This window comes from Klebsiella sp. JN_Kp126, from assembly GCF_033843325.1.
Lineage (GTDB): Bacteria > Pseudomonadota > Gammaproteobacteria > Enterobacterales > Enterobacteriaceae > Klebsiella > Klebsiella michiganensis.
This window is the reverse complement of the sequence record NZ_JAWXQV010000056.1, coordinates 81,014-105,365: the sequence shown is the minus strand read 5'-3', so window position 1 is coordinate 105,365 and position 24,352 is coordinate 81,014. Positions and strand designations below refer to the sequence as shown.

28 protein-coding genes are annotated in these 24,352 nt (G+C 56.6%); 17 read left to right on the top strand and 11 right to left on the bottom strand.

Annotation, left to right across the window (positions count from 1 at the left end):
- The first annotated feature begins 13 nt into the window (after nucleotides 1-13).
- A complete protein-coding gene (gene rnr, locus SIK97_RS12310) occupies nucleotides 14-2,464 on the top strand; it encodes a ribonuclease R (RefSeq protein WP_004097981.1) in 2,451 nt (816 codons plus the stop codon).
- An 86-nt stretch (nucleotides 2,465-2,550) separates the two neighbouring features.
- Nucleotides 2,551-3,282, top strand: a complete 732-nt coding sequence (rlmB, locus tag SIK97_RS12305; protein WP_004109129.1) for a 23S rRNA (guanosine(2251)-2'-O)-methyltransferase RlmB — start codon at nucleotides 2,551-2,553, stop codon at nucleotides 3,280-3,282.
- A 45-nt stretch (nucleotides 3,283-3,327) separates the two neighbouring features.
- Here the strand turns inward: rlmB and SIK97_RS12300 are convergent, their stop codons facing one another.
- Nucleotides 3,328-3,681 (bottom strand): hypothetical protein, encoded by a 354-nt coding sequence (locus tag SIK97_RS12300; RefSeq protein WP_046876854.1) that lies wholly within the window; start codon nucleotides 3,679-3,681, stop codon nucleotides 3,328-3,330.
- Between the two features lie 105 nt (nucleotides 3,682-3,786).
- Here SIK97_RS12300 and SIK97_RS12295 point away from each other — a divergent pair, with 105 nt between their 5' ends.
- On the top strand, nucleotides 3,787-5,424 hold the full coding sequence (locus tag SIK97_RS12295; RefSeq protein WP_049069023.1) for an isovaleryl-CoA dehydrogenase: 1,638 nt from the start codon (nucleotides 3,787-3,789) through the stop codon (nucleotides 5,422-5,424).
- On the opposite strand, the gene yjfN is transcribed toward SIK97_RS12295, so the two are convergent.
- The gene (gene yjfN / locus SIK97_RS12290; RefSeq protein WP_014227626.1) at nucleotides 5,415-5,690 is read right to left on the bottom strand and encodes a DUF1471 family protease activator YjfN; all 276 of its coding nucleotides are present in this window, start codon (nucleotides 5,688-5,690) and stop codon (nucleotides 5,415-5,417) included. The genes SIK97_RS12295 and yjfN overlap by 10 nt on opposite strands.
- Before the next feature lie 137 nt (nucleotides 5,691-5,827).
- Nucleotides 5,828-6,136, bottom strand: a complete 309-nt coding sequence (gene bsmA / locus SIK97_RS12285) for a biofilm peroxide resistance protein BsmA (protein ID WP_004097988.1) — start codon at nucleotides 6,134-6,136, stop codon at nucleotides 5,828-5,830.
- A 197-nt stretch (nucleotides 6,137-6,333) separates the two neighbouring features.
- Here bsmA and yjfP point away from each other — a divergent pair, with 197 nt between their 5' ends.
- The gene (yjfP, locus tag SIK97_RS12280) at nucleotides 6,334-7,050 is read left to right on the top strand and encodes an esterase (protein WP_004097989.1); all 717 of its coding nucleotides are present in this window, start codon (nucleotides 6,334-6,336) and stop codon (nucleotides 7,048-7,050) included.
- Here the strand turns inward: yjfP and ulaR are convergent.
- The gene (ulaR, locus tag SIK97_RS12275) at nucleotides 7,047-7,802 is read right to left on the bottom strand and encodes an HTH-type transcriptional regulator UlaR (RefSeq protein ID WP_004097990.1); all 756 of its coding nucleotides are present in this window, start codon (nucleotides 7,800-7,802) and stop codon (nucleotides 7,047-7,049) included. The two genes, yjfP and ulaR, sit on opposite strands and share 4 nt — an antisense overlap.
- A 106-nt stretch (nucleotides 7,803-7,908) precedes the next feature.
- Nucleotides 7,909-8,973: an L-ascorbate 6-phosphate lactonase gene (gene ulaG, locus SIK97_RS12270; protein ID WP_014227627.1), complete on the bottom strand. Its 1,065-nt coding sequence runs from the start codon at nucleotides 8,971-8,973 to the stop codon at nucleotides 7,909-7,911.
- 364 nt (nucleotides 8,974-9,337) lie between these two features.
- On the opposite strand from ulaG, the gene ulaA reads away from it, so the two are divergent.
- The 6 genes from ulaA to SIK97_RS12240 are packed head-to-tail and all read left to right on the top strand — an operon-like array spanning nucleotide 9,338 to nucleotide 13,747.
- Nucleotides 9,338-10,738 (top strand): PTS ascorbate transporter subunit IIC, encoded by a 1,401-nt coding sequence (ulaA, locus tag SIK97_RS12265; RefSeq protein WP_004097992.1) that lies wholly within the window; start codon nucleotides 9,338-9,340, stop codon nucleotides 10,736-10,738.
- Between the two features lie 12 nt (nucleotides 10,739-10,750).
- Nucleotides 10,751-11,056 (top strand): PTS ascorbate transporter subunit IIB, encoded by a 306-nt coding sequence (gene ulaB, locus SIK97_RS12260; RefSeq protein ID WP_004109091.1) that lies wholly within the window; start codon nucleotides 10,751-10,753, stop codon nucleotides 11,054-11,056.
- Between the two features lie 9 nt (nucleotides 11,057-11,065).
- Complete coding sequence (gene ulaC, locus SIK97_RS12255; protein WP_004097995.1) at nucleotides 11,066-11,533, top strand: PTS ascorbate transporter subunit IIA; 468 nt, start codon at nucleotides 11,066-11,068, stop codon at nucleotides 11,531-11,533.
- Nucleotides 11,534-11,546: 13 nt separating this feature from the next.
- Nucleotides 11,547-12,197: a 3-keto-L-gulonate-6-phosphate decarboxylase UlaD gene (locus SIK97_RS12250; RefSeq protein ID WP_009652369.1), complete on the top strand. Its 651-nt coding sequence runs from the start codon at nucleotides 11,547-11,549 to the stop codon at nucleotides 12,195-12,197.
- A gap of 9 nt (nucleotides 12,198-12,206) precedes the next feature.
- Complete coding sequence (locus SIK97_RS12245) at nucleotides 12,207-13,061, top strand: L-ribulose-5-phosphate 3-epimerase (RefSeq protein ID WP_014227628.1); 855 nt, start codon at nucleotides 12,207-12,209, stop codon at nucleotides 13,059-13,061.
- Nucleotides 13,061-13,747 carry an L-ribulose-5-phosphate 4-epimerase gene (locus SIK97_RS12240; protein WP_004097998.1) on the top strand — a complete coding sequence of 229 codons (687 nt, stop codon included), beginning with the start codon at nucleotides 13,061-13,063 and terminating at the stop codon, nucleotides 13,745-13,747. Before SIK97_RS12245 ends, SIK97_RS12240 begins: the two co-directional genes overlap by 1 nt.
- Before the next feature lie 62 nt (nucleotides 13,748-13,809).
- On the opposite strand, the gene SIK97_RS12235 is transcribed toward SIK97_RS12240, so the two are convergent.
- Both SIK97_RS12235 and SIK97_RS12230 read right to left on the bottom strand, forming a co-directional pair.
- Nucleotides 13,810-15,003 carry an MFS transporter gene (locus SIK97_RS12235; protein ID WP_057173310.1) on the bottom strand — a complete coding sequence of 398 codons (1,194 nt, stop codon included), beginning with the start codon at nucleotides 15,001-15,003 and terminating at the stop codon, nucleotides 13,810-13,812.
- Nucleotides 15,004-15,183: 180 nt separating this feature from the next.
- On the bottom strand, nucleotides 15,184-15,459 hold the full coding sequence (locus SIK97_RS12230; protein ID WP_004098000.1) for a DUF1471 domain-containing protein: 276 nt from the start codon (nucleotides 15,457-15,459) through the stop codon (nucleotides 15,184-15,186).
- 336 nt (nucleotides 15,460-15,795) lie between these two features.
- Here SIK97_RS12230 and rpsF point away from each other — a divergent pair, with 336 nt between their 5' ends.
- The 5 genes from rpsF (at nucleotide 15,796) to SIK97_RS12205 (ending at nucleotide 18,331) form a co-directional block, all read left to right on the top strand.
- Entirely contained in the window at nucleotides 15,796-16,191 is a 396-nt protein-coding gene (gene rpsF, locus SIK97_RS12225) for a 30S ribosomal protein S6 (protein WP_004098001.1), read from the top strand.
- 5 nt (nucleotides 16,192-16,196) lie between these two features.
- Entirely contained in the window at nucleotides 16,197-16,511 is a 315-nt protein-coding gene (gene priB / locus SIK97_RS12220; protein ID WP_004098002.1) for a primosomal replication protein N, read from the top strand.
- Between the two features lie 4 nt (nucleotides 16,512-16,515).
- Nucleotides 16,516-16,743, top strand: coding sequence for a 30S ribosomal protein S18 (gene rpsR / locus SIK97_RS12215; protein ID WP_000135199.1), 228 nt, complete (start codon nucleotides 16,516-16,518; stop codon nucleotides 16,741-16,743).
- A gap of 41 nt (nucleotides 16,744-16,784) precedes the next feature.
- Entirely contained in the window at nucleotides 16,785-17,234 is a 450-nt protein-coding gene (rplI, locus tag SIK97_RS12210; RefSeq protein WP_004098003.1) for a 50S ribosomal protein L9, read from the top strand.
- Between the two features lie 146 nt (nucleotides 17,235-17,380).
- Complete coding sequence (locus SIK97_RS12205; RefSeq protein WP_009652306.1) at nucleotides 17,381-18,331, top strand: DMT family transporter; 951 nt, start codon at nucleotides 17,381-17,383, stop codon at nucleotides 18,329-18,331.
- Nucleotides 18,332-18,350: 19 nt separating this feature from the next.
- Here SIK97_RS12205 and SIK97_RS12200 read toward each other — a convergent pair whose 3' ends face one another.
- Nucleotides 18,351-19,013, bottom strand: a complete 663-nt coding sequence (locus tag SIK97_RS12200; protein WP_049077683.1) for a LysM-like peptidoglycan-binding domain-containing protein — start codon at nucleotides 19,011-19,013, stop codon at nucleotides 18,351-18,353.
- Nucleotides 19,014-19,281: 268 nt separating this feature from the next.
- On the opposite strand from SIK97_RS12200, the gene fklB reads away from it, so the two are divergent.
- Both fklB and cycA read left to right on the top strand, forming a co-directional pair.
- Nucleotides 19,282-19,902: an FKBP-type peptidyl-prolyl cis-trans isomerase gene (gene fklB, locus SIK97_RS12195; RefSeq protein ID WP_004871077.1), complete on the top strand. Its 621-nt coding sequence runs from the start codon at nucleotides 19,282-19,284 to the stop codon at nucleotides 19,900-19,902.
- 306 nt (nucleotides 19,903-20,208) lie between these two features.
- A complete protein-coding gene (cycA, locus tag SIK97_RS12190) occupies nucleotides 20,209-21,612 on the top strand; it encodes a D-serine/D-alanine/glycine transporter (RefSeq protein WP_004128150.1) in 1,404 nt (467 codons plus the stop codon).
- Between the two features lie 114 nt (nucleotides 21,613-21,726).
- Here cycA and ytfE read toward each other — a convergent pair whose 3' ends face one another.
- The 3 genes from ytfE to SIK97_RS12175 form a co-directional block, all read right to left on the bottom strand.
- Complete coding sequence (ytfE, locus tag SIK97_RS12185; protein ID WP_057173309.1) at nucleotides 21,727-22,389, bottom strand: iron-sulfur cluster repair protein YtfE; 663 nt, start codon at nucleotides 22,387-22,389, stop codon at nucleotides 21,727-21,729.
- 82 nt (nucleotides 22,390-22,471) lie between these two features.
- A complete protein-coding gene (locus SIK97_RS12180) occupies nucleotides 22,472-23,443 on the bottom strand; it encodes a DMT family transporter (RefSeq protein WP_057173312.1) in 972 nt (323 codons plus the stop codon).
- A gap of 75 nt (nucleotides 23,444-23,518) precedes the next feature.
- Nucleotides 23,519-24,343 carry an AraC family transcriptional regulator gene (locus SIK97_RS12175; protein ID WP_049103792.1) on the bottom strand — a complete coding sequence of 275 codons (825 nt, stop codon included), beginning with the start codon at nucleotides 24,341-24,343 and terminating at the stop codon, nucleotides 23,519-23,521.
- Between the last annotated feature and the right edge of the window lie 9 nt (nucleotides 24,344-24,352).

The window sequence follows — 24,352 nt, the reverse complement described above, 5'->3', positions numbered from 1 at the left end:
CGGAGGAACCGACATGTCACAAGATCCTTTCCTGGACCGCGAATCTGAAAAATACGCTAATCCAATCCCGAGCCGGGAATTTATCCTCGATCATTTAGCAAAACGCGAAAAACCGGCTAGCCGAGATGAGCTGGCAATAGAGCTGAATATTGAAGGCGAAGAACAACAAGAAGCATTGCGCCGCAGACTGCGCGCAATGGAACGCGATGGTCAGCTGGTCTTTACGCGTCGTCAGTGCTATGCGCTGCCGGAACGTCTTGACCTGCTGAAAGGGACCGTTATCGGTCATCGCGATGGTTATGGCTTCCTGCGCGTTGAAGGCCGTAAAGATGACCTGTATCTGTCGTCCGAGCAGATGAAAACCTGTATTCACGGCGATCAGGTGCTGGCGCAGCCGCTGGGCGCCGACCGTAAAGGCCGTCGCGAAGCGCGTATTGTCCGCGTACTGGTGCCAAAAACGGGCCAGATTGTGGGCCGCTACTTTACCGATGCGGGCGTTGGCTTCGTGGTGCCGGATGACAGCCGCCTGAGCTTCGATATCCTGATCCCCCCGGAACAGATCATGGGCGCGCGGATGGGGTTTGTGGTGGTGGTTGAGCTGACCCAGCGCCCAACCCGCCGCACCAAAGCGGTCGGCAAGATCGTTGAGGTCCTCGGCGACAATATGGGTACCGGCATGGCGGTCGATATGGCCCTGCGCACCCATGAAATTCCCTACGTCTGGCCGCCAGCGGTCGAAAAACAGGTCGCCGGCCTGAAAGAACAGGTACCGGAAGAGGCGAAACAAGGGCGCGTTGATTTACGCAGCCTGCCGCTGGTCACCATTGATGGCGAAGACGCCCGTGACTTTGATGATGCCGTGTACTGCGAGAAGAAACGCGGCGGTGGCTGGCGTCTGTGGGTGGCGATCGCCGATGTGAGCTACTACGTGCGCCCGGGTACGCCGCTGGATGGCGAAGCGCGCAGCCGCGGCACGTCGGTCTACTTCCCGTCTCAGGTGGTTCCGATGCTGCCTGAAGTGCTCTCTAACGGCCTGTGTTCACTGAATCCTCAGGTCGACAGGCTCTGTATGGTTTGTGAAATGACGATTTCGGCCAAGGGGCGTCTGACCGGCTTCAAATTCTACGAAGCGGTGATGAGCTCCCATGCCCGTCTGACCTATACCAAAGTCTGGCATATGCTGCAGGGCGACCAGGATCTGCGTGAGCAGTACGCGCCGCTGGTTAAGCATATTGAAGAGCTGCATAACCTCTACAAAGTGCTGGACGGCGCGCGTGAAGAGCGCGGCGGTATCTCATTTGAGAGTGAAGAAGCTAAATTCATCTTTAATGCTGAACGCCGCATTGAACGTATTGAGCAGACTCAGCGTAACGACGCGCACAAGCTGATTGAAGAGTGCATGATCCTGGCGAACATCTCCGCTGCGCGCTTCGTTGAGAAGGCCGAGGAACCGGCGCTGTTCCGTATCCATGACAAACCGAGTACGGAAGCGATTACCGCATTCCGTTCGGTGCTCGCGGAGCTGGGGCTTGAGCTGCCTGGCGGCAACAAGCCGGAGCCGCGCGACTATGCGGAATTACTGACCTCTATCGCCGATCGTCCGGATGCAGAGATGCTGCAAACCATGCTGCTGCGGTCGATGAAACAGGCGATATACGACCCGGAAAACCGCGGCCACTTTGGTCTGGCGCTGCAATCCTATGCCCACTTCACCTCGCCGATTCGCCGCTATCCTGACCTTTCTCTGCATCGCGCGATCAAGTATTTACTGGCGAAAGAGCAGGGACATAAAGGCAATAGCACCGAGACCGGCGGCTGGCACTACAGCATGGACGAGATGCTGCAGCTGGGGGCGCACTGTTCAATGACCGAGCGTCGTGCTGATGAAGCGACGCGCGATGTTTCGGACTGGCTGAAGTGTGATTTCATGCTGGATCAGGTGGGTAACGTCTTTAAGGGCGTGATTGCCAGCGTGACCGGCTTTGGTTTCTTCGTCCGTCTGGATGAGCTGTTTATTGATGGTCTGGTGCACGTCTCTTCCCTCGATAACGACTACTACCGCTTCGATCAGGTCGGACAGCGTCTGATTGGTGAATCCGGCGGCCAGACCTATCGACTGGGCGATCGCGTGGAAGTGCGCGTTGAAGCGGTCAACATGGACGAGCGTAAAATTGACTTCTCGCTTATCTCCAGCGAGCGCGCGCCGCGCAACGTCGGTAAGACCGAGCGTGAAAAAGCGAAGAAAGGCGGCGCAGGTAAATCTTCCGGACGTCGCCGTCAGGCGGGCAAGCAGGTAAACTTCGAGCCGGATAGCGCATTCCGCAAACAGAAAGGTCAGTCTCAGCCGAAAGCCGCTCAGCCAAAAGGCGAGAAGAAAGCGAAAAAGCCGTCGGAGAAAACCCAGAAGATAGCCGCAGCGACCAAAGCCAAGCGCGCGGCGAAGAAAAAGAATATCGCTGAGTAGTGCGATTCCCTTTACCCCCGCGCCTCCCGACATCGTGGCGGGGCGGGGGGAAGGGAACGGATAACAGAACCTAAACGAGTAGATAAATGAGTGAAATGATTTACGGCATCCACGCGGTGCAGGCACTGCTGGAGCGCGCTCCTGAACGTTTTCAGGAAGTTTTTATTCTGAAAGGCCGTGAGGATAAGCGCCTTATGCCGCTGATCCATGCCCTGGAAGCGCAGGGCGTGGTGATTCAGGTCGCCAGCCGCCAGTTTCTGGATGAGAAAAGCGAAGGCGCCGTTCATCAGGGAATTATTGCCCGCGTGAAGCCCGGACGTCAGTATCAGGAGAACGATCTGCCGGATCTGATCGCCTCTCTCGATCAGCCGTTCTTTTTGATCCTTGACGGCGTGACCGATCCGCACAACCTCGGCGCCTGTTTACGTAGCGCTGACGCCGCTGGCGTGCATGCGGTGATTGTCCCCAAAGACCGTTCTGCGCAGCTGAATGCCACGGCGAAAAAAGTGGCCTGCGGCGCGGCGGAAAACGTCCCGCTGATCCGCGTCACCAACCTGGCGCGTACCATGCGTCTGCTGCAGGAAGAGAACGTCTGGATCGTCGGTACCGCCGGTGAGGCCGATCATACGCTGTTCCAGAGCAAAATGACCGGATCGCTGGCGCTGGTCATGGGGGCGGAAGGCGAAGGCATGCGCCGCCTGACCCGGGAGCACTGCGACGAGTTGATCAGCATCCCGATGGCCGGTAGCGTGTCGTCGCTGAACGTATCGGTCGCCACCGGTATTTGCCTGTTTGAAGCGGTACGCCAGCGCAGCTAATCTCTTCTTTCCAAATAAGCCATTCTCTGGAATGGCTTATCTTCTTCAGTTCTGACCGCCTTCTCGCTCTATCCGACGGGCAATGTCGAGACCTCTTTCTACATAGTTCAGGACCTGGCTCAAGGGTAATTCATCTCCCGGTTCATCTCCCGTTTGCTCGAGGAATTTAAGCTGCGCGCCTCGATTCTTTAATACTTTGATGAGATTAAGAAAATTTCCAATAGGATTCTGCTCTTCCAGAATGTCATCGCAGATTTTGTTTTCATCAAATGAGGTGACGTAACCGGAAGCGTTCAGGTTCTGTTTGATAGCGCTCATCGCGAGATGAGGAAGATGGCGGTGGATAAGCGGAATATAGTTCGGCGCATTTTCCCGATCTTCAATAATTAAATGAATCATGAAATTCCCTTTCTGATTGTGAGAGAACTTTATAGCAGAGTTCTCTGACGGAAAGTGCGCCGTTGTCCATACTTATGGATAGAGCCATTGAAGGAGGGAAACATAATGCACTGGCAAACTCATACCGTATTTAATCAACCCTCGCCGCTATGTAACAGTAACTTATTCCTGTCCGATACCGCCCTGCGTGAAGCCGTCGTCCGCGAAGGCGCGGGCTGGGATGGCGATCTGCTGGCGAGCATTGGCCAACAGCTGGGGACGGCCGAATCGCTGGAGCTGGGGCGCCTGGCCAACAGCAATCCGCCGGAACTGCTGCGCTATGACGCAACGGGATCGCGTCTTGACGATGTTCGTTTCCATCCCGCCTGGCATTTACTGATGCAGGGGCTGTGCGCTAACCGGGTACATAATCTTGCCTGGCAGGAAGAGGCTCGTGAAGGCGCCTTCGTTGCCCGCGCTGCCCGCTTTATGCTGCATGCGCAGGTCGAGGCGGGCACCCTGTGTCCCACCACCATGACCTTTGCCGCTATTCCATTGCTGCAGCGCTCCTTACCCGAGACTTTTAGCGACTGGCTATCGCCGCTATTAAGCGATCGCTACGATCCGCACCTTGTGCCGGGTAATCAGAAACGCGGGCTGCTTATCGGGATGGGGATGACGGAAAAGCAGGGCGGGTCCGATGTCCTGAGCAACACGACGCGAGCGGAGAAAAGCGCAGAAGGCTTTTATCATCTGATCGGACATAAATGGTTTTTCTCGGTACCGCAGAGCGATGCTCATCTGGTGCTGGCTCAGGCGCCGGCGGGCCTCTCCTGCTTTTTTGTTCCGCGCCTGTTGCCGGATGGCCAGCGTAACGGTGTACATCTGGAAAGGCTGAAAGATAAATTAGGTAACCGCGCGAACGCCAGCAGCGAAGTCGAGTTTTTCAATGCCTGCGGCTGGCTGGTCGGGGAAGAGGGCGATGGCGTCCGGCAAATTCTCAAAATGGGCGGCCTGACCCGTTTTGACTGCGCGCTGGGTAGCCATGCGCTGATGCGCCGGGCCTATTCGGTAGCGCTATACCATGCTCTGCAGCGTCAGGCATTTGGTAAAAATCTGGTCGATCAGCCGATAATGCGTCAGGTTCTGGGGCAGATGGCGCTGCGGCTGGAAGGGCAAACCGCCTTTCTGTTCCGCCTGGCGAGGGCCTGGGACAGGCGCGACGATGTGCAGGAAGCGCTATGGGCAAGGCTGTTCACGCCCGCCGCGAAATTTGCTGTCTGCAAATCCGGGATCGCGTTCGTCGCCGAGGCGATGGAGGTACTGGGCGGTTCAGGCTATTGTGAAGAGAGTGAATTACCGCGTTTGTACCGTGAAATGCCGGTAAACAGCATCTGGGAAGGTTCCGGTAATATTATGTGTCTGGACGTGATGCGGGTGCTGATGAAGCAGCCGGCGGCGCTCGAACTTCTGGCGGCGGAGTGCGCGGAAGTGAAAGGGCAAAATCGTCATTTCGATCGGACGTGGCGGCAGCTGCAGCAGTGGCTACGGCGGCCTCTGGAAGAGCAGGGGCGGGAGATTACCCGGCTGGTCTATATGCTGGGCGTTGGGGCGCAGCTATTACGCTTCGCGTCACCGCCGCTGGCCGAGGCCTGGTGCCGTATGATGCTCGACGCGCGCGGCGGCATGCGGCTGGATGAGCAGACGCTGGATGACTTACTGTTACGGGCAACGGGGCGTGGACGACAGGCGCCTCAGGCATAAAGAATGGCCTGTACCCGCCAGTTGTCCGGCTGCTGCTCCTCGTACATCTGGACGATGCGATACCAGGAGGCGCCCTGCTCATCGGCCTGCACGGCGATAGCGTGTTCAACATCCTGCTGGCTGCCCGAGATGTTGTTAACGCAAATCAGGCCAATTTCGTTCAGGCCCGTTACGCAGTCAGCGCTGGCAAACTCCGCTGACTGCGCGGAAGTATTGGCCGTGACGGTGGTCAACATCAGGCTGGGTAGGGTAAAAGTTCGTTTCATCGTCAGCTCCATTTCACATAGTCCTGAGGGCAGTCCGTTGCTAACGTTCTGCCAGGTTACAGCTGGCCGAACGTTATTATGCACAGGAGAACGTGAATGGATGCAAAGCAGTGTAAAGCTGGCTTAAAGGTTGACCGCTATTTACGGTACAAAATTGCCTGCGAATACCACTGGCCCGGAACCATGGTGTCATCAATCATTATGATGACGTAGTAATCCGCTTTAGCCGCCTCAGCTTTGACCTTTAGCGCAGCCTCGACATCCATCGGTGAGCCGTACATTAATACGCTCACCGTCCCCATCTTCTGCAGACCCGCCGTCTGATTACGCTGGATCTCTTGTGGATGGTCGGTTGCCGGCGGCGGCGCCTTTGGCGTCCCCTGTAGGGCGCTACAGCCGGTTAAAGCGATTGCCATTAACCACGGTGCAAACCTACGCATAACCATATCTCGTTTCCTGTTAGTCATAGTGTAGTGGTAGCCTGAATGTCATTTCCGGGGAATGTTCCCAAATTGTTATCCCGTACGCGATTTTCGAATGAAAATATCGTGAAAGCGTAATCTGGTTCTCAAGATTATGAATCATGTGCGAACGAGCGACTTGAGTAATAACATAACATCACTTGAGAGAAAGGAGACGGTAAATGATTGCACTAGAAATGCGTAACCTTGCGGGTGGGGAGGTTCTCCATGCGTACCCGCAGGGCGCCGCGGATACGGCGCTGCCTTGCATTGTCTTTTATCATGGTTTTACCTCTTCTAAGCTGGTCTACAGCTATTTTGCCGTTGCGCTTGCAGAGGCGGGGTTTCGGGTGATTATGCCTGATGCAGCGGAACACGGCGCGCGCTACCGGGGAGACGAGCAGGGGCGGATGCAGCGCTTCTGGCCGATTCTGATGAACAATTTTATTGAATTTCCGGCACTACAGGAGGCGATTCGGGATCGGGGATGGCTTGCTGACGACAGGCTGGCGGTGGCAGGCGCATCGATGGGCGGAATGACGGCATTAGGAATTATGACCCACCACCCGGAGCTGAAAAGCGTAGCCTGCCTGATGGGGTCAGGCTATTTCAGTTCGCTCTCGCAGGCGCTTTTCCCTTCGCCTTCGTTCGATGCAGAACAGCTGGTGGCGTGGGACGTCAGCCAGCAGCTGGCGACCCTGGCCAGCCGTCCGCTGCTGCTCTGGCACGGCGATGAAGATGATGTCGTGCCGCCGGGGGAAACCTTCCGCCTGCAGCAGGCGCTGCAGCAAAACGCGCTGGCCGACAATTTAACCTGCCTCTGGCAGAAAGGCGTCCGCCACCGCATTACGCCGGAAGCGTTAGCCGCGACGGTGGACTTTTTTCAACGTCACCTTTAAACGCGAATCACCTGCACGCCCTGATCCTCAAGCTGCTTGAGGATCGCCTCATCCGCCTGTTTACCGGTAATCACCAGGTCGATTTGCCCGGCCTGGCTAAAGAGCATTCCGGCGCGTTCGCCGACTTTGCTGCTGTCGACCAGGACCGCGAGTTTGCCGACGACGTTAAGCATTTTTTGCTCCGCCATCGCCGTCAGCATATCGGTTTTATACAGCCCTTCGGCGGTCAACCCTTTGCCGCTGGTGAACATCCAGTGCCCGGCATACAGGCTGTTTTCGCTGCCCTGCGGGCTCAGGGTGATAGAGTGGCTGCGGTTATACTGCCCGCCCATAATGATGACGCTGTCGTGTTCCTGATCGATCAGATAGTTGGCCAGCGGCAAATAGTTGGTGATGATCTGTACCGGTTTGCCGCACAGCTCCTGCCCAAGCAGGAATGCGGTAGAGCCGCAGTTAATGACGATGCTTTCGCCAGGGTTGACCAGCTGCGAAGCCGCACGCGCAATCCGTACCTTCTCATCGTGGTTTTGCGCCTGGTGAATATTCATTGGCGACCAGCGCGGGCGCTGCTCGCTGATGGCTTCCGCGCCGTTGCGGACTTTTTTCAGCCTGCCGCTTTCGTCGAGTTTGTTGATATCGCGTCGTGCCGTCGCCGGAGAAATTCCCAGCCGGGAAATCACCTGCTCCACGGTGACAAATCCCGTTTGTGCCAGCAAATCCAGTAAAATTTGATGTCTTTGCGCTTCCGTCATGAGCAAATCCGATTAAAAGTGATAAGCAAAGATGATATTTGAAATCAGGTGAAAATACTAATGCTGACGGGGATAATTTCCGGCGGGCGGTCCCGCCGGAGAAGCCTTACAGGAACGACTTAAAGGGCAGGTCCGGTTCCATCGTGAAGCAATCGTCGAATCCGCGCGGATAATGGTATTCGAAGTTGTCTTTATCCAGCGGCCAGGTGAATTTTCCGCCCACCTGCCAGATGAAAGGCTTAAAGCCATACTGCAGACGATCTTTTTTCATCTCCCACAAAACGCGGATTTCCTGCGGATCGGCCTGGAAGTTTGACCAGATATCGTGATGGAACGGGATTACCACTTTAGCATTCAGCGACTCGGCCATGCGCAGGATATCGGCGCTGGTCATTTTGTCGGTGATACCGCGCGGGTTCTCGCCATAGGAGCCCAGCGCCACGTCGATCTGGTGTTCGTTACCGTGCTTCGCGTAGTAGTTGGAGTAGTGGGAATCGCCGCTGTGATACAGGTTGCCGCCCGGCGTTTTGAACAAATAGTTCACCGCGCGCTGATCCATTCCGTCCGGCAGGACGCCTGCGGCTTTTTGATCCGCGGGTAAGGTGATCAGGGCCGTACGGTCAAAAGCGTCAAGCGCGTGGATTTCAACATCCTTTATTTTAACCACATCCCCTGGTTTCATCACGATACAGCGCTCTTTTGGAACGCCCCAGCCTATCCACAGGTCGACGCAGGTTTGCGGGCCGATGAACGGCACGTCCTCGGCGCAGTTCTGCATGACCGCGGCGGCCACGTTCACATCAATATGATCGTTATGATCGTGAGTGGACAGTACGGCGTCGATCTGGCGAATAGCGAACGGATCGAGAACAAACGGAGTGGTGCGCAGGTTTGGCTGGAGCTTCTTCACGCCGGCCATACGCTGCATCTGGTGGCCCGTTTTCATCAGCGGATTCCCGTGGCTTTGCTTGCCGGTACCGCACCAGAAATCGACGCAGATATTGGCTCCGCCCTCGGATTTCAGCCAGATGCCCGTACAACCCAACCACCACATGGCAAAGGTGCCCGGCGCAACCTGCTCTTGTTCAATTTCTTCGTTCAGCCAGCTACCCCACTCCGGAAAAGTGTTCAGGATCCATGATTCGCGGGTGATGGTTTGTACTTTACTCATTTGTTTTTCCCTCGCATATTATCAAAAGTAATCACAATGTGATTTGTTTTGACGAATACTGGCACCGTTTGTTCAGGATTGCAATCCTGAAATTTGCCCTTCATGAGGGGAATCGTGGAGAGTAAAAAGAGGGGCAGGCTGACGTTATGACATGAGTTAGGTTTTATTTCATTGATTTAAATATACTATTTTACATTTTGTAGAAATGAGAATTAATACGATGGCGGATTGTGTGATTATTTGCGGCGTGCGTCACATTTAATCAAATATAATCTTGTTGTGATTATTTTTGATTATTAGAGTGATCGCAACAACCAACCTGGGCGTAGCGTGCGTTCAGAGCGTCCACCTTCTGGAGTGTGTTATGGAGATTCTCTACCACATCTTTACCGTGTTCTTTAACCAGGTTATGACAAACGCCCCGCTGCTGCTGGGTATTGTGACCTGCCTGGGCTATATCCTGCTGCGCAAAAGCGCCAGCGTTATTGTTAAAGGGACGATTAAAACCATCATCGGTTTTATGCTGCTGCAGGCCGGCTCCGGCATTCTGACCAGCACGTTTAAGCCGGTCGTGGCGAAAATGTCTGAGGTTTACGGCATTAACGGCGCTATCTCCGATACCTACGCGTCAATGATGGCCACGATCGAACGCATGGGCGACGCCTACAGCTGGGTGGGCTATGCCGTACTGTTAGCCCTGGCGCTGAATATCTGTTATGTCCTGCTGCGGCGTATTACCGGTATTCGCACCATCATGCTGACCGGGCACATCATGTTCCAGCAGGCGGGGCTGATTGCCGTCTCTTTTTACATCTTCGGCTACCCGATGTGGACGACCATCATCTGTACGGCGGTACTGGTGTCGCTCTATTGGGGCATTACCTCGAACATGATGTATAAGCCGACTCAGGAAGTGACCGACGGCTGCGGCTTCTCCATCGGACACCAGCAGCAGTTCGCTTCATGGATTGCTTACAAGGTCGCCCCGTATCTGGGCAAAAAAGAGGAGAGCGTTGAGGATCTTAAGCTGCCGGGCTGGCTGAACATCTTTCACGACAACATCGTCTCCACGGCCATCGTGATGACCATTTTCTTCGGCGCGATTCTGCTCTCCTTCGGCATCGACACCGTACAGGCGATGGCGGGTAACACCCACTGGACGGTCTATATCCTGCAAACGGGCTTCTCGTTCGCCGTCGCTATTTTCATTATCACCCAGGGCGTGCGCATGTTCGTCGCCGAACTTTCCGAGGCGTTCAACGGTATCTCCCAGCGCCTGATTCCCGGCGCCGTACTGGCCATTGACTGTGCGGCGATCTATAGCTTTGCGCCAAACGCCGTCGTCTGGGGCTTTATGTGGGGCACCATCGGCCAGCTGATCGCCGTCGGTATTCTGGTCGGCTTCGGCTCTTCCATTCTGATTATTCCGGGTTTTATCCCGATGTTTTTCTCGAACGCCACCATCGGCGTCTTTGCTAACCACTTTGGCGGCTGGCGCGCGGCGCTCAAGATTTGTCTGGTGATGGGCATGATCGAAATCTTTGGCTGCGTCTGGGCGGTGAAGCTGACCGGCATGAGCGCCTGGATGGGCATGGCGGACTGGTCAATTCTGGCGCCGCCGATGATGCAGGGCTTCGCCTCCATCGGTATCGCGTTTATGGCCGTCATTATCATTATCGCACTGGCTTATATGTTCTTCGCAGGGCGCACGCTGCGCGCTGAAGAGGACGCGGAAAAACAACTGGCAGATGCTTCTGCTCAATAAGGAGTTTTGACTATGACCGTACGTATTCTGGCTGTATGTGGCAACGGGCAAGGCAGTTCCATGATCATGAAGATGAAGGTGGACCAGTTTTTGACCCAGTCAAATATCGATCACACGGTAAACAGCTGCGCGGTGGGGGAATACAAAAGTGAACTCAACGGCGCGGACATCATCATCGCCTCCACCCATATCGCCGGTGAGATTAGCGTCTCCGGCAATAAATACGTGGTTGGCGTGCGCAACATGCTCTCGCCTGCGGATTTTGGCCCGAAACTGCTGGAGGTGATCAAAGCGCACTTCCCGCAGGATGTGAAGTAAGGACGCCAAATGAAATTACGTGATTCGCTGGTGGAGAACAACTCCATCCTTTTACAGGCCGACGCCAGCACCTGGCAGGAAGCCGTCAAGCTGAGCGTTGATTTACTGGTGAAGGCGGATGTCGTGGAGCCGCGCTACTACCAGGCCATTCTGGATGGCGTTGCTCAGCACGGCCCTTATTTTGTGATTGCTCCCGGTCTGGCGATGCCGCACGGTCGGCCGGAAGAGGGGGTGAAGAAAACGGGCTTTGCGCTGGTTACGCTGAAAACGCCGCTGGTTTTCAATCATGAGGATAACGACCCGGTCGACATCCTGATCACCATGGCGGCCGTGGATGCCAATACCCATCAGGAAGTCGGCATCATGCAGATCGTCAACCTGTTTGAAGATGAAGCCAATTTTGACCGTTTACGCGCCTGCCGCTCCGCGCAGGAAGTTCTGGAATTAATTGATAACGCTACGGCAGCGGCCGTTTAAAAGGAATACAAAAATGTCATTACCTATGTTGCAGGTTGCGCTCGATAACCAATCTATGTCTTCCGCGTATGAAACGACGCGCCTGATTGCCGATGAAGTGGACATTATTGAAGTCGGTACGATTCTCTGCGTGGCTGAGGGCGTACGCGCCGTTCGCGACCTGAAGGCGCTCTATCCCAACAAAATCGTGCTGGCGGATGCCAAAATCGCCGATGCCGGTAAAATTCTCTCCCGCATGTGCTTTGAAGCCAACGCCGACTGGGTCACCGTGATCTGCTGCGCGGACATCAACACCACCAAAGGCGCGCTGGACGTAGCGAAAGAGTTCAACGGCGACGTCCAGATCGAACTGACCGGCTACTGGACCTGGGAGCAGGCGCAGGAGTGGCGTGAAGCTGGCGTTCAGCAGGTGGTTTATCACCGCAGCCGTGATGCCCAGGCCGCTGGCGTAGCGTGGGGCGAGGCGGATATCAGCGCGATCAAACGCCTGTCCGGGATGGGCTTTAAAGTCACCGTCACCGGCGGCCTGGCGCTGGAGGATTTGCCGCTGTTCCAGGGGATTCCGATCCACGTCTTTATCGCCGGCCGCAGCATTCGCGACGCCGCTTCCCCGGTGGAAGCCGCGCGGCAGTTCAAACGTTCGATCGCCCAGCTGTGGGGCTAAGGAGCGGCTATGCTGTCGAAACCTATTCCGCTCGGCATCTATGAAAAAGCGCTCCCCGCCGGGGAGTGCTGGCTGGAACGTCTGCGGCTGGCTAAGGCGCTCGGTTTTGATTTCGTCGAAATGTCGGTCGATGAAACTGATGACCGCCTGGCCCGGCTCGACTGGAGCCGGGAGCAGCGCTTCGCGCTGGTTAACGCGATTGCGGAAACCGGGGTGCGCGTGCCCTCAATGTGCCTGAGCGCCCATCGGCGCTTCCCGCTCGGTAGCGAAGACGACGCGGTACGGGCGCAGGGCCTGGAGATTATGCGCAAAGCGATTCGGCTGGCGCAGGATGTGGGGATTCGCGTAATCCAGCTGGCGGGCTACGACGTCTACTACCAGGAAGCCAATAACGAGACGCGCCGTCGTTTCCGCGATGGGCTAAAAGAGAGCGTTGAAATGGCCAGCCGCGCACAGGTAACGCTGGCGATGGAAATTATGGACTACCCGCTGATGAACTCGATCAGCAAGGCGCTGGGCTACGCCCACTACCTGAATAATCCGTGGTTCCAGCTCTATCCGGACATCGGCAACCTTTCCGCCTGGGATAACGACGTACAGATGGAGCTTCAGGCCGGGATGGGGCATATCGTGGCGGTGCATATAAAAGACACGAAACCCGGCGTATTTAAAAACGTGCCGTTCGGCGAAGGCGTCGTCGATTTTGAACGTTGTTTCGAAACGCTCAAGCAGACGGGCTACTGCGGCCCGTATCTAATTGAAATGTGGAGCGAAACGACCGACGATCCGGCCGCCGAGGTCGCGAAAGCGCGCGATTGGGTGAAGGCGCGGATGGCCAGCGCCGGTCTGCTGGAGGTGGCATAATGCAAACGCTGAAACGGCAGGTTTTCGACGCCAATATGGATTTACCGCGCTACGGCCTGGTCACTTTTACCTGGGGTAACGTCAGCGCTATCGACCGCGAACGCGGGCTGGTGGCGATTAAGCCCAGCGGCGTCGCCTACGAGACCATGAAAGCGGACGATATGGTGGTCGTGGATCTCGAAGGGAACGTGGTGGAAGGACGCTATCGTCCTTCTTCCGATACCGCCACGCATCTGGCGCTGTATCGCCGCTATCCGAGCCTTGGCGGCGTGGTGCATACCCACTCGACGCACGCGACGGCCTGGGCGCAGGCGGGTCTGGCTATTCCCGCTCTGGGGACGACCCACGCGGACTACTTCTTTGGCGACATTCCCTGCACCCGGGCGTTAAGCGCGCAGGAAGTGGCGGAGGCTTATGAGCTGAACACGGGCCACGTGATTATCGAAACGCTGGGTGACGTTGAGCCGCTGCATACGCCGGGCATCGTGGTCTATCAGCACGGGCCTTTTGCCTGGGGCAAGGATGCGCACGATGCGGTGCATAACGCGGTGGTGATGGAAGAGGTGGCGCGGATGGCGTGGATTGCTCGCGCGATCAACCCGCAGCTGAAGCCCATCGATAGCTGGCTGATGGACAAGCATTTTATGCGCAAGCACGGGCCAGATGCCTATTACGGGCAAAAGTGAAACAGGTGCTCCGGAGCATTTCATCTTTATGATGAATCAACCGGTCTGCTCCGGAGCCATTTTTAGTTTTGCTGATAAGCCGACGGCATGCAGCGCATGCCAACCAGCGTCACAACGCAGATTATCGCGCCGGCGTAAAACGTCGAGGCGGCGCCCAGAACTTCCCACAGCACGCCCGCACCGGCGCTGGCCAGCAGCAGGGCGATGCCGCTCATCAGGTTGAACATCCCGAACGCTGTTCCGCGCAGTTCAGGCGGGGCGGTGTGCGCCACCATCGCCGCCAGCAGACCCTGCGTCATGCCCATATGAATACCCCACAGCGCGACGCCGGCTAAAAGCGTGCTCCAGTGGCTGCTGAGCGCCAGCACGATATCGGCGGCGATCAGCACCAGCAGGCCCCACTGCAGCATTTTGCTGTGGCTCATGCTGTCCGATAGTTTCCCGAATGGATAGGCGGTCAGGCTGTAAACCAGATTCATGGCGACCATCACCAGCGGAATAGCGAACAGCGGGATCGCCATCTGCTGGGCGCGCAGGACCAGAAAGGCTTCGCTGAAGCGGGCAAGGGTAAAAATCGAGCCGATAGCCACCACCCACCAGTAGGCGGCGGAAAGCTTCTTGAGATTCTCGCGGCGCAGGGGGTTAGTGCGTTTCTGGACGACCGCCGTCTTGGGCTCTTTTAATCCAAAGCCCAGTAAAGCGATAGAGAGAACGGCGGGGATCGCCGCGACCCAAAAAATAGACTGGAAATCGTTATCCCAGACAAACATCAGCGCGACGGCAAGCAGCGGCCCCAGAAAAGCGCCGATGGTATCCAGCGACTGGCGCAGCCCGTAGGCGGCTCCGCGAATTTCCGGCGGGGTGACGTCGGCGACCAGAGCATCCCGCGGCGCGCCGCGTATCCCTTTGCCCACGCGGTCGATCATCCGGGCGCTAAACACCACGCCTGAGGTGGGCGCGATGGCGAAAAGAGGCTTGCTCAGCGCACCCAGGCCATAGCCGAGCAGCGCCAGCCCTTTACGCTTGCCGACATAATCGCTGATGACGCCGGAAAACACCTTCAGTATCAGCGCGGTGGCTTCCGCGACGCCTTCGATAATGCCGATAATAATGACGCTGGCTCCCAGCGTGGTGGCCATAAATAGAGGGAGCAGGCTGTGGATCATTTCCGAGGAAACATCCATCAGCAGGCTAACGCCGCCAAGAACCCAAACCCCTTTTGGGATACGGCTTAGCGTGGCAAAACGCGGAACCATGAAGCACTCCGGATAATCATGCGGTTAAAGAGTGATTAAATCAGGTTACGCTGGCGCTGATAAGTCACGAGAAAAAATAATTCTCAATTGCATTAAGGCGCGATTGTGCGGGTATGACCGCCGGGCAATGCCATCGCTGGCTTCCCCCTGCAACGGGAAGAAGCCAACGATCCGGGAAAACTAGCGGTAAATGGCGGCACTGGCGTGAATGGCGCCGTCGCTTCCCGGTTCATGAATGAGGATCGGCTGGAAGTACTTCGCTCCCTGAGCATCGCTCTGCTGGCTAAGCGCCTGGTCGGCTTCCTGCTCGGTGGCGATGTTGTGGTTGATATAGATAACGCCGAGGCTCTGCACATCGTCCATGTTGCGGGCCTGGCGGGCATCGATTTTAATAGCAGCCAGCGCGTTGGCGCTCAACAAAAGCGCTGCCATCATGGTTATGAGGATGTATTTCATCACCTACCTCCTTATGACGCTCCTGACGTTCACCCGCTTCCCTGGGGTATGGATTGCTTCTGATCTAAGTGTAATCTCTGCCTGTCTGGCGTATCGCGACCATTTCTGATGCAGTTGTTCAAAAAATTGTCGCTTCCGCCGTTGATTAATTTTAAATCACCGGCTTAAGGCCACTTCGCGCTAAGTGCGAATTATTTGCACAATTCACTTGTCTTAAACCCCGCTCGCCCGTATTATGACGCGTCAATTTTTCAGCCGCCCTTTAACACGTTCCTTGCCTCCATGGGCCGCGGCTGACCCAGACAGGAGGCTGAATAATCCGTAAGGAGCAATTCGATGCGTCATTACGAAATCGTTTTTATGGTCCATCCTGACCAGAGCGAACAGGTTCCGGGCATGATCGAACGTTACACTGGTGCAATCACTGCAGCAGAAGGTACGATCCACCGTCTGGAAGACTGGGGCCGCCGTCAGCTGGCTTATCCGATCAACAAACTGCACAAAGCTCACTACGTTCTGCTGAACGTTGAAGCGCCGCAGGAAGCGATCGATGAGCTGGAAACTAACTTCCGCTTCAACGACGCCGTTATCCGCAGCATGGTAATGCGTACTAAGCACGCTGTTACCGAAGCATCTCCGATGGTTAAAGCGAAAGACGAGCGCCGTGAGCGTCGCGAAGATTTCGCCAACGAAACCGCAGATGATTCTGAAGCTGGGGATTCTGAAGAGTAATCCTGATGACCAACCGTCTGGAGCTGTCCGGCATTGTATGCAGGACTCCACTTCGTAAGGTCAGCCCGTCAGGAATTCCACACTGCCAGTTCGTGCTTGAGCATCGTTCAGTGCAGGAGGAAGCCGGTTTTCACCGGCAGGCATGGTGCCAGATGCCCGTGATAATCAGCGGACACCAGAACCAGGCCATTACTCACAGTATAACGGTCGGTAGCGCAGTAATCGTTCGAGGGTTCATCTCTTGCCACAAGGCAAAGAACGGCTTGAGCAAAATGGTTCTGCATGCCGAGCAGATTGAATTGATAGATTCTGGAGACTAGCCATATGGCACGTTATTTCCGTCGTCGCAAGTTCTGCCGTTTCACCGCGGAAGGCGTTCAAGAGATCGACTATAAAGATATCGCTACGCTGAAAAACTACATCACCGAAAGCGGTAAGATTGTCCCGAGCCGTATCACCGGTACCCGTGCAAAATATCAGCGTCAGCTGGCACGCGCTATCAAACGCGCTCGCTACCTGTCCCTGCTGCCGTACACTGATCGTCATCAGTAATCGGTCACGGTCCATTAATACGACTTTGAGAGGATAAGGTAATGCAAGTTATTCTGCTTGATAAAGTAGCAAACCTGGGTAGCCTGGGTGATCAGGTTAACGTTAAAGCGGGCTATGCTCGTAACTTCCTGGTACCACAGGGTAAAGCTGTTCCTGCTACCAAGAAAAACGTTGAATTCTTCGAAGCACGCCGTGCTGAACTGGAAGCCAAACTGGCCGAAGTTCTGGGCGCTGCTAACGCACGTGCTGAAGCAATCAACGCACTGGGCACCGTTACCATCGCGTCTAAATCTGGCGACGAAGGTAAACTGTTCGGTTCCATCGGTACTCGCGACATCGCTGACGCTGTAACTGCAGCTGGCGTTGCCGTTGCTAAGAGCGAAGTTCGTCTGCCGAACGGCGTTCTGCGCACCACCGGTGAGCACGAAGTGGACTTCCAGGTTCACAGCGAAGTTTTCGCTAAACTGGTTGTTAACGTTGTAGCTGAGTAATTTTTTACTCAACTCACGTCGAGACGCCGGCCTTGTGCCGGCGTTTTGCTTTTCTGTCTTTGTCGAATCTTTTCCTGGTATGGTGGCTATTCTTAGCAACTTTCTGGATAATAAAATAAAACACTATTTTATTTCTGGTGAAGTGAATGGACGCACCCTCGATTTTTTCCCGCAAGAAAGTGGCTTATGCCTGCGCAACCCTCTGCTGTCTGCTGTGGGGAAGCTCCTATCCGGCGATTAAAAGCGGCTATGAACTGTTTCAGATTGCCACTGATGATGTGCCGTCTAAAATCGTCTTTGCTGGCTATCGCTTTCTGTTTGCCGGCGCGCTGCTGCTGCTCTTCGCGCTGGCGCAGCGTAAGCCGATTGCCCGCTTGAATCCCCGTCAGTGCGGGCAGCTGGCGATACTTGGCGTCACGCAAACCTCTATCCAGTACGTTTTCTTCTACGTTGGCCTGGCGTTTACCACCGGCGTGAAGGGATCGATTATGAACGCCACCGGTACCTTCTTCAGCGTTCTGCTGGCGCACTTTATCTATCAGAATGACAGGCTGAGCTACAACAAAGCCATCGGCTGTATTGTCGGCTTTGCCGGCGTAATGCTGGTGAACGTTAATCGTTCATTGAGCGATTTTAGCTTTGTCTGGCAGGGTGACGGCTTTGTGGTGCTGGCGGCGTTTATCCTGTCGGCGGCGACGCTGTACGGGAAGCGCATTTCGCAGACGGTTGACCCGACGGTGATGACCGGCTGGCAGCTGGCGTTTGGCGGCCTGGTACTGGTCGGCGGCGGCTATCTGACCGGCGGCACCCTTGAGGTTCACAGCGCCGCTGCTGCGCTGGTTCTGGCTTATTTGACGCTGCTCTCTTCCATCGCCTTTGCGCTATGGAGCGTGCTGCTCAAGCATAACCGGGTGAGCATGATTGCGCCGTTCAACTTTGTGGTCCCGGTCGCCGGCACCGTACTGTCGGCCATCTTCCTCGGCGAGAATATTCTTGAACTGAAATATGCGGTTGCGCTGGCGCTGGTGTGCGCCGGGATCTGGTGGGTGAATAAGCCGGGGACAACATCCGGGAAATCGCCACAGCAGGCCGGGTAAGCTACCCGGCCGTGAGGCCTTAACGGACGCGAATAAAGCTGCCGTTCGACTGGCGGGTAAACAGCACCTGCTGGCCGCCGCCGGTATCGATAGTCAGCCCGGTGACCACGCCGCTGGCGTTCTGACGGATCTGGACCGTCTGCCCGGTCTGCAGTGAGCTTAGCGGTTTACCGGCGCCTTCCACCTGGGCCATGGCGTAAACGTCGGTCGGCGGCAGGTTGTGGTCGCGGAACAGCTGCGCGAGAGTTTTCCCCGATTCAATACGGTAGGTCCGCCACTGCTGCTCGATGCCGGGAGTCGACTGCGGCTCCTGATAAGGCTGAGATGCGGTCTGCTGCTGCTGCGGCTGATCCGGCTGCTCATCCTGAATCGGCTCCGGTGCGACCGGCGCCACCTGATCGGCATCGTTGACCGGCGGCGTGTTGGTGATGGGCGGCAGCGGGACCGCCTGATTGCCGGAAGAGGGCTGCGACTGGGATTGCAGGTTGAGATTCGCCTCGCGGCTGGCCTGAACCGGGCTGCTGTTATCCTCGGAAGGGAGCAGAACGCCGATAATTACCAGCAGCGCCCCGGCAATGATGCCGCGGCGGTGCATCGGCGGTAGCGGATCCATGAGGCGAAAATGATCCGGGGCGTGCCAGATCTTCGCCAGGGTAGATGTCAGTTCAAAGCGCCCGGGCATGGCTTTCCTCCTGCTCCGCATATTTTTATCCTGCTCTCTCTAGAGTATAGATGGCTAACTTCCTGAAGGACGAGACAAAGCTATGTTTCGTGAGGTTAACCTTATCTCTCTATTGTTTCTGTTTCCCTTAGATTTGTCATCATCCAGGCGACAAAGTTTTACCCGTCGTGCTATGGCTGATATGCTTCCCACCTCTTTTCTCCGCTCGCCGCCTTTCGCAATTTGAAGGCCCGGGAGCATGAGAATCCCCACCAAAAAAGGAACAAAGATGGCAACCCCAACTTTTGACACGATCGAAGCACAGGCAAGTTACGGTATCGGCTTGCAGGTTGGACAACAGCTGAGCGAATCTGGCCTGCAGGGGCTGCTGCCGGAAGCGCTGGTCGCGGGTATTGCTGACGCGCTGGAAGGTCAACAGCCGCAGGTGCCGGTGGAAGCCGTTCACCGCGCGCTGCGCGAAATCCACGAACGCGCTGACGCCGTGCGTCGCGAGCGTTTCCAGGAAATGGCCGCGGATGGTGAGAAATACCTGGAAGAAAACCGCGAGCGCGAAGGCGTGAACAGCACCGAGTCTGGCCTGCAGTTCCGCGTTCTGACCCAGGGCGAAGGCCCGATCCCGGCGCGTACTGATCGCGTTCGCGTTCACTACACCGGCAAGCTGATCGACGGCACCGTCTTCGATAGCTCCGTTGCGCGCGGCGAACCGGCTGAATTCCCGGTGACCGGGGTGATCGGCGGCTGGATTGAAGCGCTGACTCTGATGCCGGTGGGTTCCAAATGGGAACTGACGATTCCGCACAGCCTGGCCTACGGCGAGCGCGGCGCGGGCGCATCCATTCCTCCGTTCAGCACCCTGATTTTTGAAGTTGAACTGCTGGATATTATCTAAACAGCAGGTGCTTCCTCTCCCGTACGGGGGAGGGAGCCGCTTTAAATAGTGTAAAACCCTTAAGTTGAGCGTTTGGTGGAGCTTTATATTGCATATCTGCTTAATGGGTGTATTTTTGTGAGCTGTTTCGCGTAACCGGAGTGATATAACACTCACTTTAAACATAAAATTAACATTATATCTAAATCATAGTATTCATCCCTCCGATTCTTACCTAATATCGATAAACCCTCGTTCCGGGGTTAATACGAATGAAGGGCCAGTAGAGCCCGAACAACACAGACAGGTACAACAGGAAAAAATCACATGGTAGATCAGGTCAAAGTCGCTGCCGACGAACAGGCTCCGACTGAACAATCGCTGCGGCGAAATCTCACTAACCGGCATATTCAGCTTATTGCTATCGGTGGTGCGATTGGCACCGGGCTGTTTATGGGCTCAGGCAAAACCATCAGCCTTGCCGGGCCGTCAATTATTTTTGTTTATATGATCATCGGCTTTATGCTGTTTTTCGTCATGCGCGCCATGGGCGAACTGCTGCTGTCGAATCTCGAATACAAGTCGTTCAGCGATTTTGCCGCCGACCTGCTGGGCCCCTGGGCAGGCTATTTTACCGGCTGGACCTACTGGTTCTGCTGGGTGGTAACCGGGATGGCGGACGTGGTGGCGATCACCGCCTACGCGCAGTTCTGGTTCCCGGGACTCTCCGACTGGGTCGCCTCGCTGGCGGTCATCCTGCTGCTGCTGGGCCTTAACCTCGCCACCGTGAAGATGTTCGGCGAGATGGAGTTCTGGTTTGCGATGATCAAAATTGTCGCTATCGTGGCGCTGATTGTCGTCGGCCTGGTGATGGTGATGATGCACTTCCAGTCACCGACCGGTGTAGAGGCCTCTTTCGCCCATTTGTGGAATGACGGCGGCTGGTTCCCGAAAGGCATCAGCGGATTCTTTGCCGGCTTCCAGATAGCGGTCTTCGCCTTTGTGGGCATCGAACTGGTGGGAACCACGGCGGCGGAAACCAAAGATCCTGAGAAATCCCTGCCGCGGGCGATTAACTCGATTCCAATCCGCATCATTATGTTCTACGTCTTTGCGCTGATCGTGATTATGTCAGTGACGCCGTGGAGCTCCGTCGTGCCGTCAAAGAGCCCGTTCGTTGAGCTGTTTGTGCTGGTCGGGCTGCCGGCGGCGGCAAGCCTGATCAACTTCGTGGTGCTGACCTCGGCGGCCTCTTCCGCTAACAGCGGTGTGTTCTCCACCAGCCGTATGCTGTTCGGTCTGGCGCAGGACGGACAGGCGCCGAAAATGTTCGCCAAGCTGTCGAAGCGCGCGGTACCGGCAAAAGGCCTGACCTTCTCCTGTATGTGTCTGCTGGGCGGCGTAGTCATGCTGATGGTCAATCCAAGCGTGATCGCGGCGTTTACCATGATTACCACGGTGTCGGCGATCCTGTTTATGTTCGTCTGGACGATTATCCTGTGCTCGTATCTGGCCTATCGCAGAAAGCGTCCGCAGCTGCATGAGCAGTCCAAATATAAGATGCCGCTGGGCAAACTGATGTGCTGGGTGTGCATGGCATTCTTCGTCTTTGTGCTGGTCCTGCTGACGCTGGAAGCCGATACCCGCGAAGCGCTGATGGTGACCCCGCTGTGGTTTGTGCTGCTCGGCGCGGGCTGGCTGTTTGCCGGCAAGAAGCGCCTGGCGAAATAAAAAATCTTCGGCAGCGGTTTTTAACGTTGCTTGCAACGGTCCGTCATAAAAAAGGCCACCCGGGGTGGCCAATAAGACTGACAATGTCGAGGGCGCCTGCGGGCGCCTTTTTATTTACTTTCCGGCGAGGGCACGCGGGAACAGTACGTTATTTTCAAGGCTGATGTGCTCCATCAGGTCATCAATCAGCTCGTTGATGCCGTTGTACATCGCTTTCCAGGTAGTGCAGGCTTCCGCCGGCGGCGTCACGTTCTGCGTGATGTGCTTAATCACCTCCAGCAGCTCGCCCGCTTCATCATGCTCGCTTTCCATGACGCTGATAGGACCGCCGGCCTGCGTTCCCATGCCCTGTTTGATCATCGGGAACAGAATCTGCTCCTCTTTCATCATATGGCTGGAAAGCTCCTGGTGCAGCATGGTCAGATACTTGGTTAAGCCTTTCGGAACGTTGGGCTTGTCGGCGTGAACGCGCTCGACTTTAGTGGCCTGTAAAATCAGCTCCGGCAGCTGCTCGCGATGCCGGTCGTGATAGCGAACGATAATGTGATCGATGATTTCCGCATAGGGCGCAGCCCGCCAGTCGCGCTCTACCGGCACTTCCGCCAGTTTGGCCAGCTCGGCTTCAATCACCGCGACGTCCAGCTCTTTGCGCGACGCCGCGCGCTCCAGCGTCTGTTTGCCGCCGCAGCAGTAGTCCATATCGTATTGACGGAACAGCGCGGAGGCGCGCGGAATCGTCAGCGCCAGCTCGCCTAAAGGTTGGTCACGGAAAGCCATAGCAGTTACCTCGTCATCAAGAACATAAGTTGTATTTTAAATGCATCTTATGTTCCTGGGAATACCCCTTTAGGATACCAGGCTATTTTTTCTCGCTGACCAGCTCCTGCAGCGCGGGCTTTTCCGGGCGGGCACGCACGGCGGACACCACGCCGAGCACCAGCAGCAGGATACCGCTGAAGGTGAGAAGCGGGGGCAGGCTCTGGCGCAGAATAAAGGTATACAGCAGTCCGGCAAGGGTTTCGAAGACGATCAGCGGCCCGAGGATCACCGTTGGCAGACGCTGGCTGGCAACGTTCCAGCACCACGCGCCGACCCATGAACAGAAGATAGCGATCGCCAGCATCAGGGTGACAAACACCGCCGGGCGCGGGCCGAAGGGGAGCGGAAAGTCCGCGTGCTGGCCGTGCAGCCACCCGCAGGCGATAAGGTATCCGGCCAGGGATACCGGCAGGGTCACCAGCGCCTGCGCGGTGGCCCACATCATCGGCGGTTTATCCGAATTTTCCCGCAGCCAGCGGGCGTTGCGCAGCGCGTACCAGGCCCAGCACACCACCGAGATCAGCGCCATCGCGATACCGGAGCCGTAGCGCCACGGGCTGAAATCGGGTAAGCCCTGATGCAGCTCGGCGATATTGACGCACGCCAGGCCGAGGGCAATACAGACCAGCGCCGGGAACAGGCGTCGCCACGGCAGCTTGCCGTCGCGCTGGCTATAGAGCAGGTTGGCGAAAACCGGCAGCACGACCGGCAGGGTGCCGATAATCATCGTCGATACCGGCGCGCCGGTACGCTGAATCGCGCTGGCCAGGCAGACGTAATAGATTAAGTTGCCCATCATGGTCAGCCCCAGCGCCGTCCACCAGTCTTTCCCGGTGAGCTGGCGCAGCCGCGCGCGGCCCAGCCAGGCCAGCGGCAGGGCGATCAGCCCTAGCGCCAGATAGCGCCCCATCGACTGTAAAACCGCCGGGTATTCCGGCACCAGTAAAGGACCCACGAATATCAATCCCCACATCAGCCCTGCCAGCAGGGCATACAGCACACCACTAATCATCACGCCTTCCATTACTCTTTTCGTTGCCGACAGTGTAGGCGAGCCAAAAGCGGGAATATTGTATGAGGTTGCGCATTAGCGCGGGAGAACCTGCTTTTGATAACGCACCGGCGTAATGCCGTAGCGGCGGGTGAACGCGCGCGTCAGGTGCGACTGGTCGGTCAGCCCGGCGGCGAGAGCGACGTCGGCGGCGGGCATGCCGTGGGTGAGAAACGCTTTAGCGCGCCACAGGCGAATCGCCATCAGCATCTGGTGCGGCGTAACGTGGAAGTGCGCTTTGAACTGGCGCTGGAAATGGTACGGGCTCAGCGCCGCTACCTGCGCCAGCTCATCGAGGGTCACCGTACGCATATAGTTATCGTGCAGATAGTCGCGCACCCGCTCGAAGCGGTGGCGGGCTTCGGGCAGCGCAGCGGCGTGATGGGCAAACGGGCGGAAGGTATCGATCAAATCCAGCAGCAGACCCTGCTGCACCAGCGGATCGTCAGTATGCCACAGGCCGTAGATGAGATTGCCGATTTGCCGGGAGCGCAGGGGATCCTGACGCACCACCTCGCTGAACCACCAGTGGCGCACGCCGGTCACCTCTTCCAGCGTATCCGGGTCAAGATAAATCATCCGATAGCGCCAGCCGTCGGCGGTCTCCGCCTCGCCGGTGTGCAGTTCATCGGGATTCATGGTGACGATAGAGTTAACCGAAGCCACGTGCTGGCTGCCGCGATAGCGAAAACGCTCGGCGCCGAGCTCTATCGCGCCGATACCAAAAGCTTCATGGGTGTGCGGTTCAAAGGCGTAGCGGGAGATATGGGCATGGTACAACTCAACGCCGGGCAGCTGCGCCAGATGGCGAAAGCGCGCGCTGTCTCTTTCATCACTGAACTGTTCTGGTACGCCTTGCATGCGATAGCT

Bases quoted from the DNA above. Each gene is read 5' to 3' on its own strand.
- rnr (WP_004097981.1), top strand. From the start codon at position 14: ATGTCACAAGATCCTTTCCTGGACCGCGAATCTGAAAAATACGCTAAT.
- rlmB (WP_004109129.1), top strand. From the start codon at position 2,551: ATGAGTGAAATGATTTACGGCATCCACGCGGTGCAGGCACTGCTGGAG.
- SIK97_RS12300 (WP_046876854.1), bottom strand. From the start codon at position 3,681: ATGATTCATTTAATTATTGAAGATCGGGAAAATGCGCCGAACTATATT.
- SIK97_RS12295 (WP_049069023.1), top strand. From the start codon at position 3,787: ATGCACTGGCAAACTCATACCGTATTTAATCAACCCTCGCCGCTATGT.
- yjfN (WP_014227626.1), bottom strand. From the start codon at position 5,690: ATGAAACGAACTTTTACCCTACCCAGCCTGATGTTGACCACCGTCACG.
- bsmA (WP_004097988.1), bottom strand. From the start codon at position 6,136: ATGGTTATGCGTAGGTTTGCACCGTGGTTAATGGCAATCGCTTTAACC.
- yjfP (WP_004097989.1), top strand. From the start codon at position 6,334: ATGATTGCACTAGAAATGCGTAACCTTGCGGGTGGGGAGGTTCTCCAT.
- ulaR (WP_004097990.1), bottom strand. From the start codon at position 7,802: ATGACGGAAGCGCAAAGACATCAAATTTTACTGGATTTGCTGGCACAA.
- ulaG (WP_014227627.1), bottom strand. From the start codon at position 8,973: ATGAGTAAAGTACAAACCATCACCCGCGAATCATGGATCCTGAACACT.
- ulaA (WP_004097992.1), top strand. From the start codon at position 9,338: ATGGAGATTCTCTACCACATCTTTACCGTGTTCTTTAACCAGGTTATG.
- ulaB (WP_004109091.1), top strand. From the start codon at position 10,751: ATGACCGTACGTATTCTGGCTGTATGTGGCAACGGGCAAGGCAGTTCC.
- ulaC (WP_004097995.1), top strand. From the start codon at position 11,066: ATGAAATTACGTGATTCGCTGGTGGAGAACAACTCCATCCTTTTACAG.
- SIK97_RS12250 (WP_009652369.1), top strand. From the start codon at position 11,547: ATGTCATTACCTATGTTGCAGGTTGCGCTCGATAACCAATCTATGTCT.
- SIK97_RS12245 (WP_014227628.1), top strand. From the start codon at position 12,207: ATGCTGTCGAAACCTATTCCGCTCGGCATCTATGAAAAAGCGCTCCCC.
- SIK97_RS12240 (WP_004097998.1), top strand. From the start codon at position 13,061: ATGCAAACGCTGAAACGGCAGGTTTTCGACGCCAATATGGATTTACCG.
- SIK97_RS12235 (WP_057173310.1), bottom strand. From the start codon at position 15,003: ATGGTTCCGCGTTTTGCCACGCTAAGCCGTATCCCAAAAGGGGTTTGG.
- SIK97_RS12230 (WP_004098000.1), bottom strand. From the start codon at position 15,459: ATGAAATACATCCTCATAACCATGATGGCAGCGCTTTTGTTGAGCGCC.
- rpsF (WP_004098001.1), top strand. From the start codon at position 15,796: ATGCGTCATTACGAAATCGTTTTTATGGTCCATCCTGACCAGAGCGAA.
- priB (WP_004098002.1), top strand. From the start codon at position 16,197: ATGACCAACCGTCTGGAGCTGTCCGGCATTGTATGCAGGACTCCACTT.
- rpsR (WP_000135199.1), top strand. From the start codon at position 16,516: ATGGCACGTTATTTCCGTCGTCGCAAGTTCTGCCGTTTCACCGCGGAA.
- rplI (WP_004098003.1), top strand. From the start codon at position 16,785: ATGCAAGTTATTCTGCTTGATAAAGTAGCAAACCTGGGTAGCCTGGGT.
- SIK97_RS12205 (WP_009652306.1), top strand. From the start codon at position 17,381: ATGGACGCACCCTCGATTTTTTCCCGCAAGAAAGTGGCTTATGCCTGC.
- SIK97_RS12200 (WP_049077683.1), bottom strand. From the start codon at position 19,013: ATGCCCGGGCGCTTTGAACTGACATCTACCCTGGCGAAGATCTGGCAC.
- fklB (WP_004871077.1), top strand. From the start codon at position 19,282: ATGGCAACCCCAACTTTTGACACGATCGAAGCACAGGCAAGTTACGGT.
- cycA (WP_004128150.1), top strand. From the start codon at position 20,209: ATGGTAGATCAGGTCAAAGTCGCTGCCGACGAACAGGCTCCGACTGAA.
- ytfE (WP_057173309.1), bottom strand. From the start codon at position 22,389: ATGGCTTTCCGTGACCAACCTTTAGGCGAGCTGGCGCTGACGATTCCG.
- SIK97_RS12180 (WP_057173312.1), bottom strand. From the start codon at position 23,443: ATGATTAGTGGTGTGCTGTATGCCCTGCTGGCAGGGCTGATGTGGGGA.
- SIK97_RS12175 (WP_049103792.1), bottom strand. From the start codon at position 24,343: ATGCAAGGCGTACCAGAACAGTTCAGTGATGAAAGAGACAGCGCGCGC.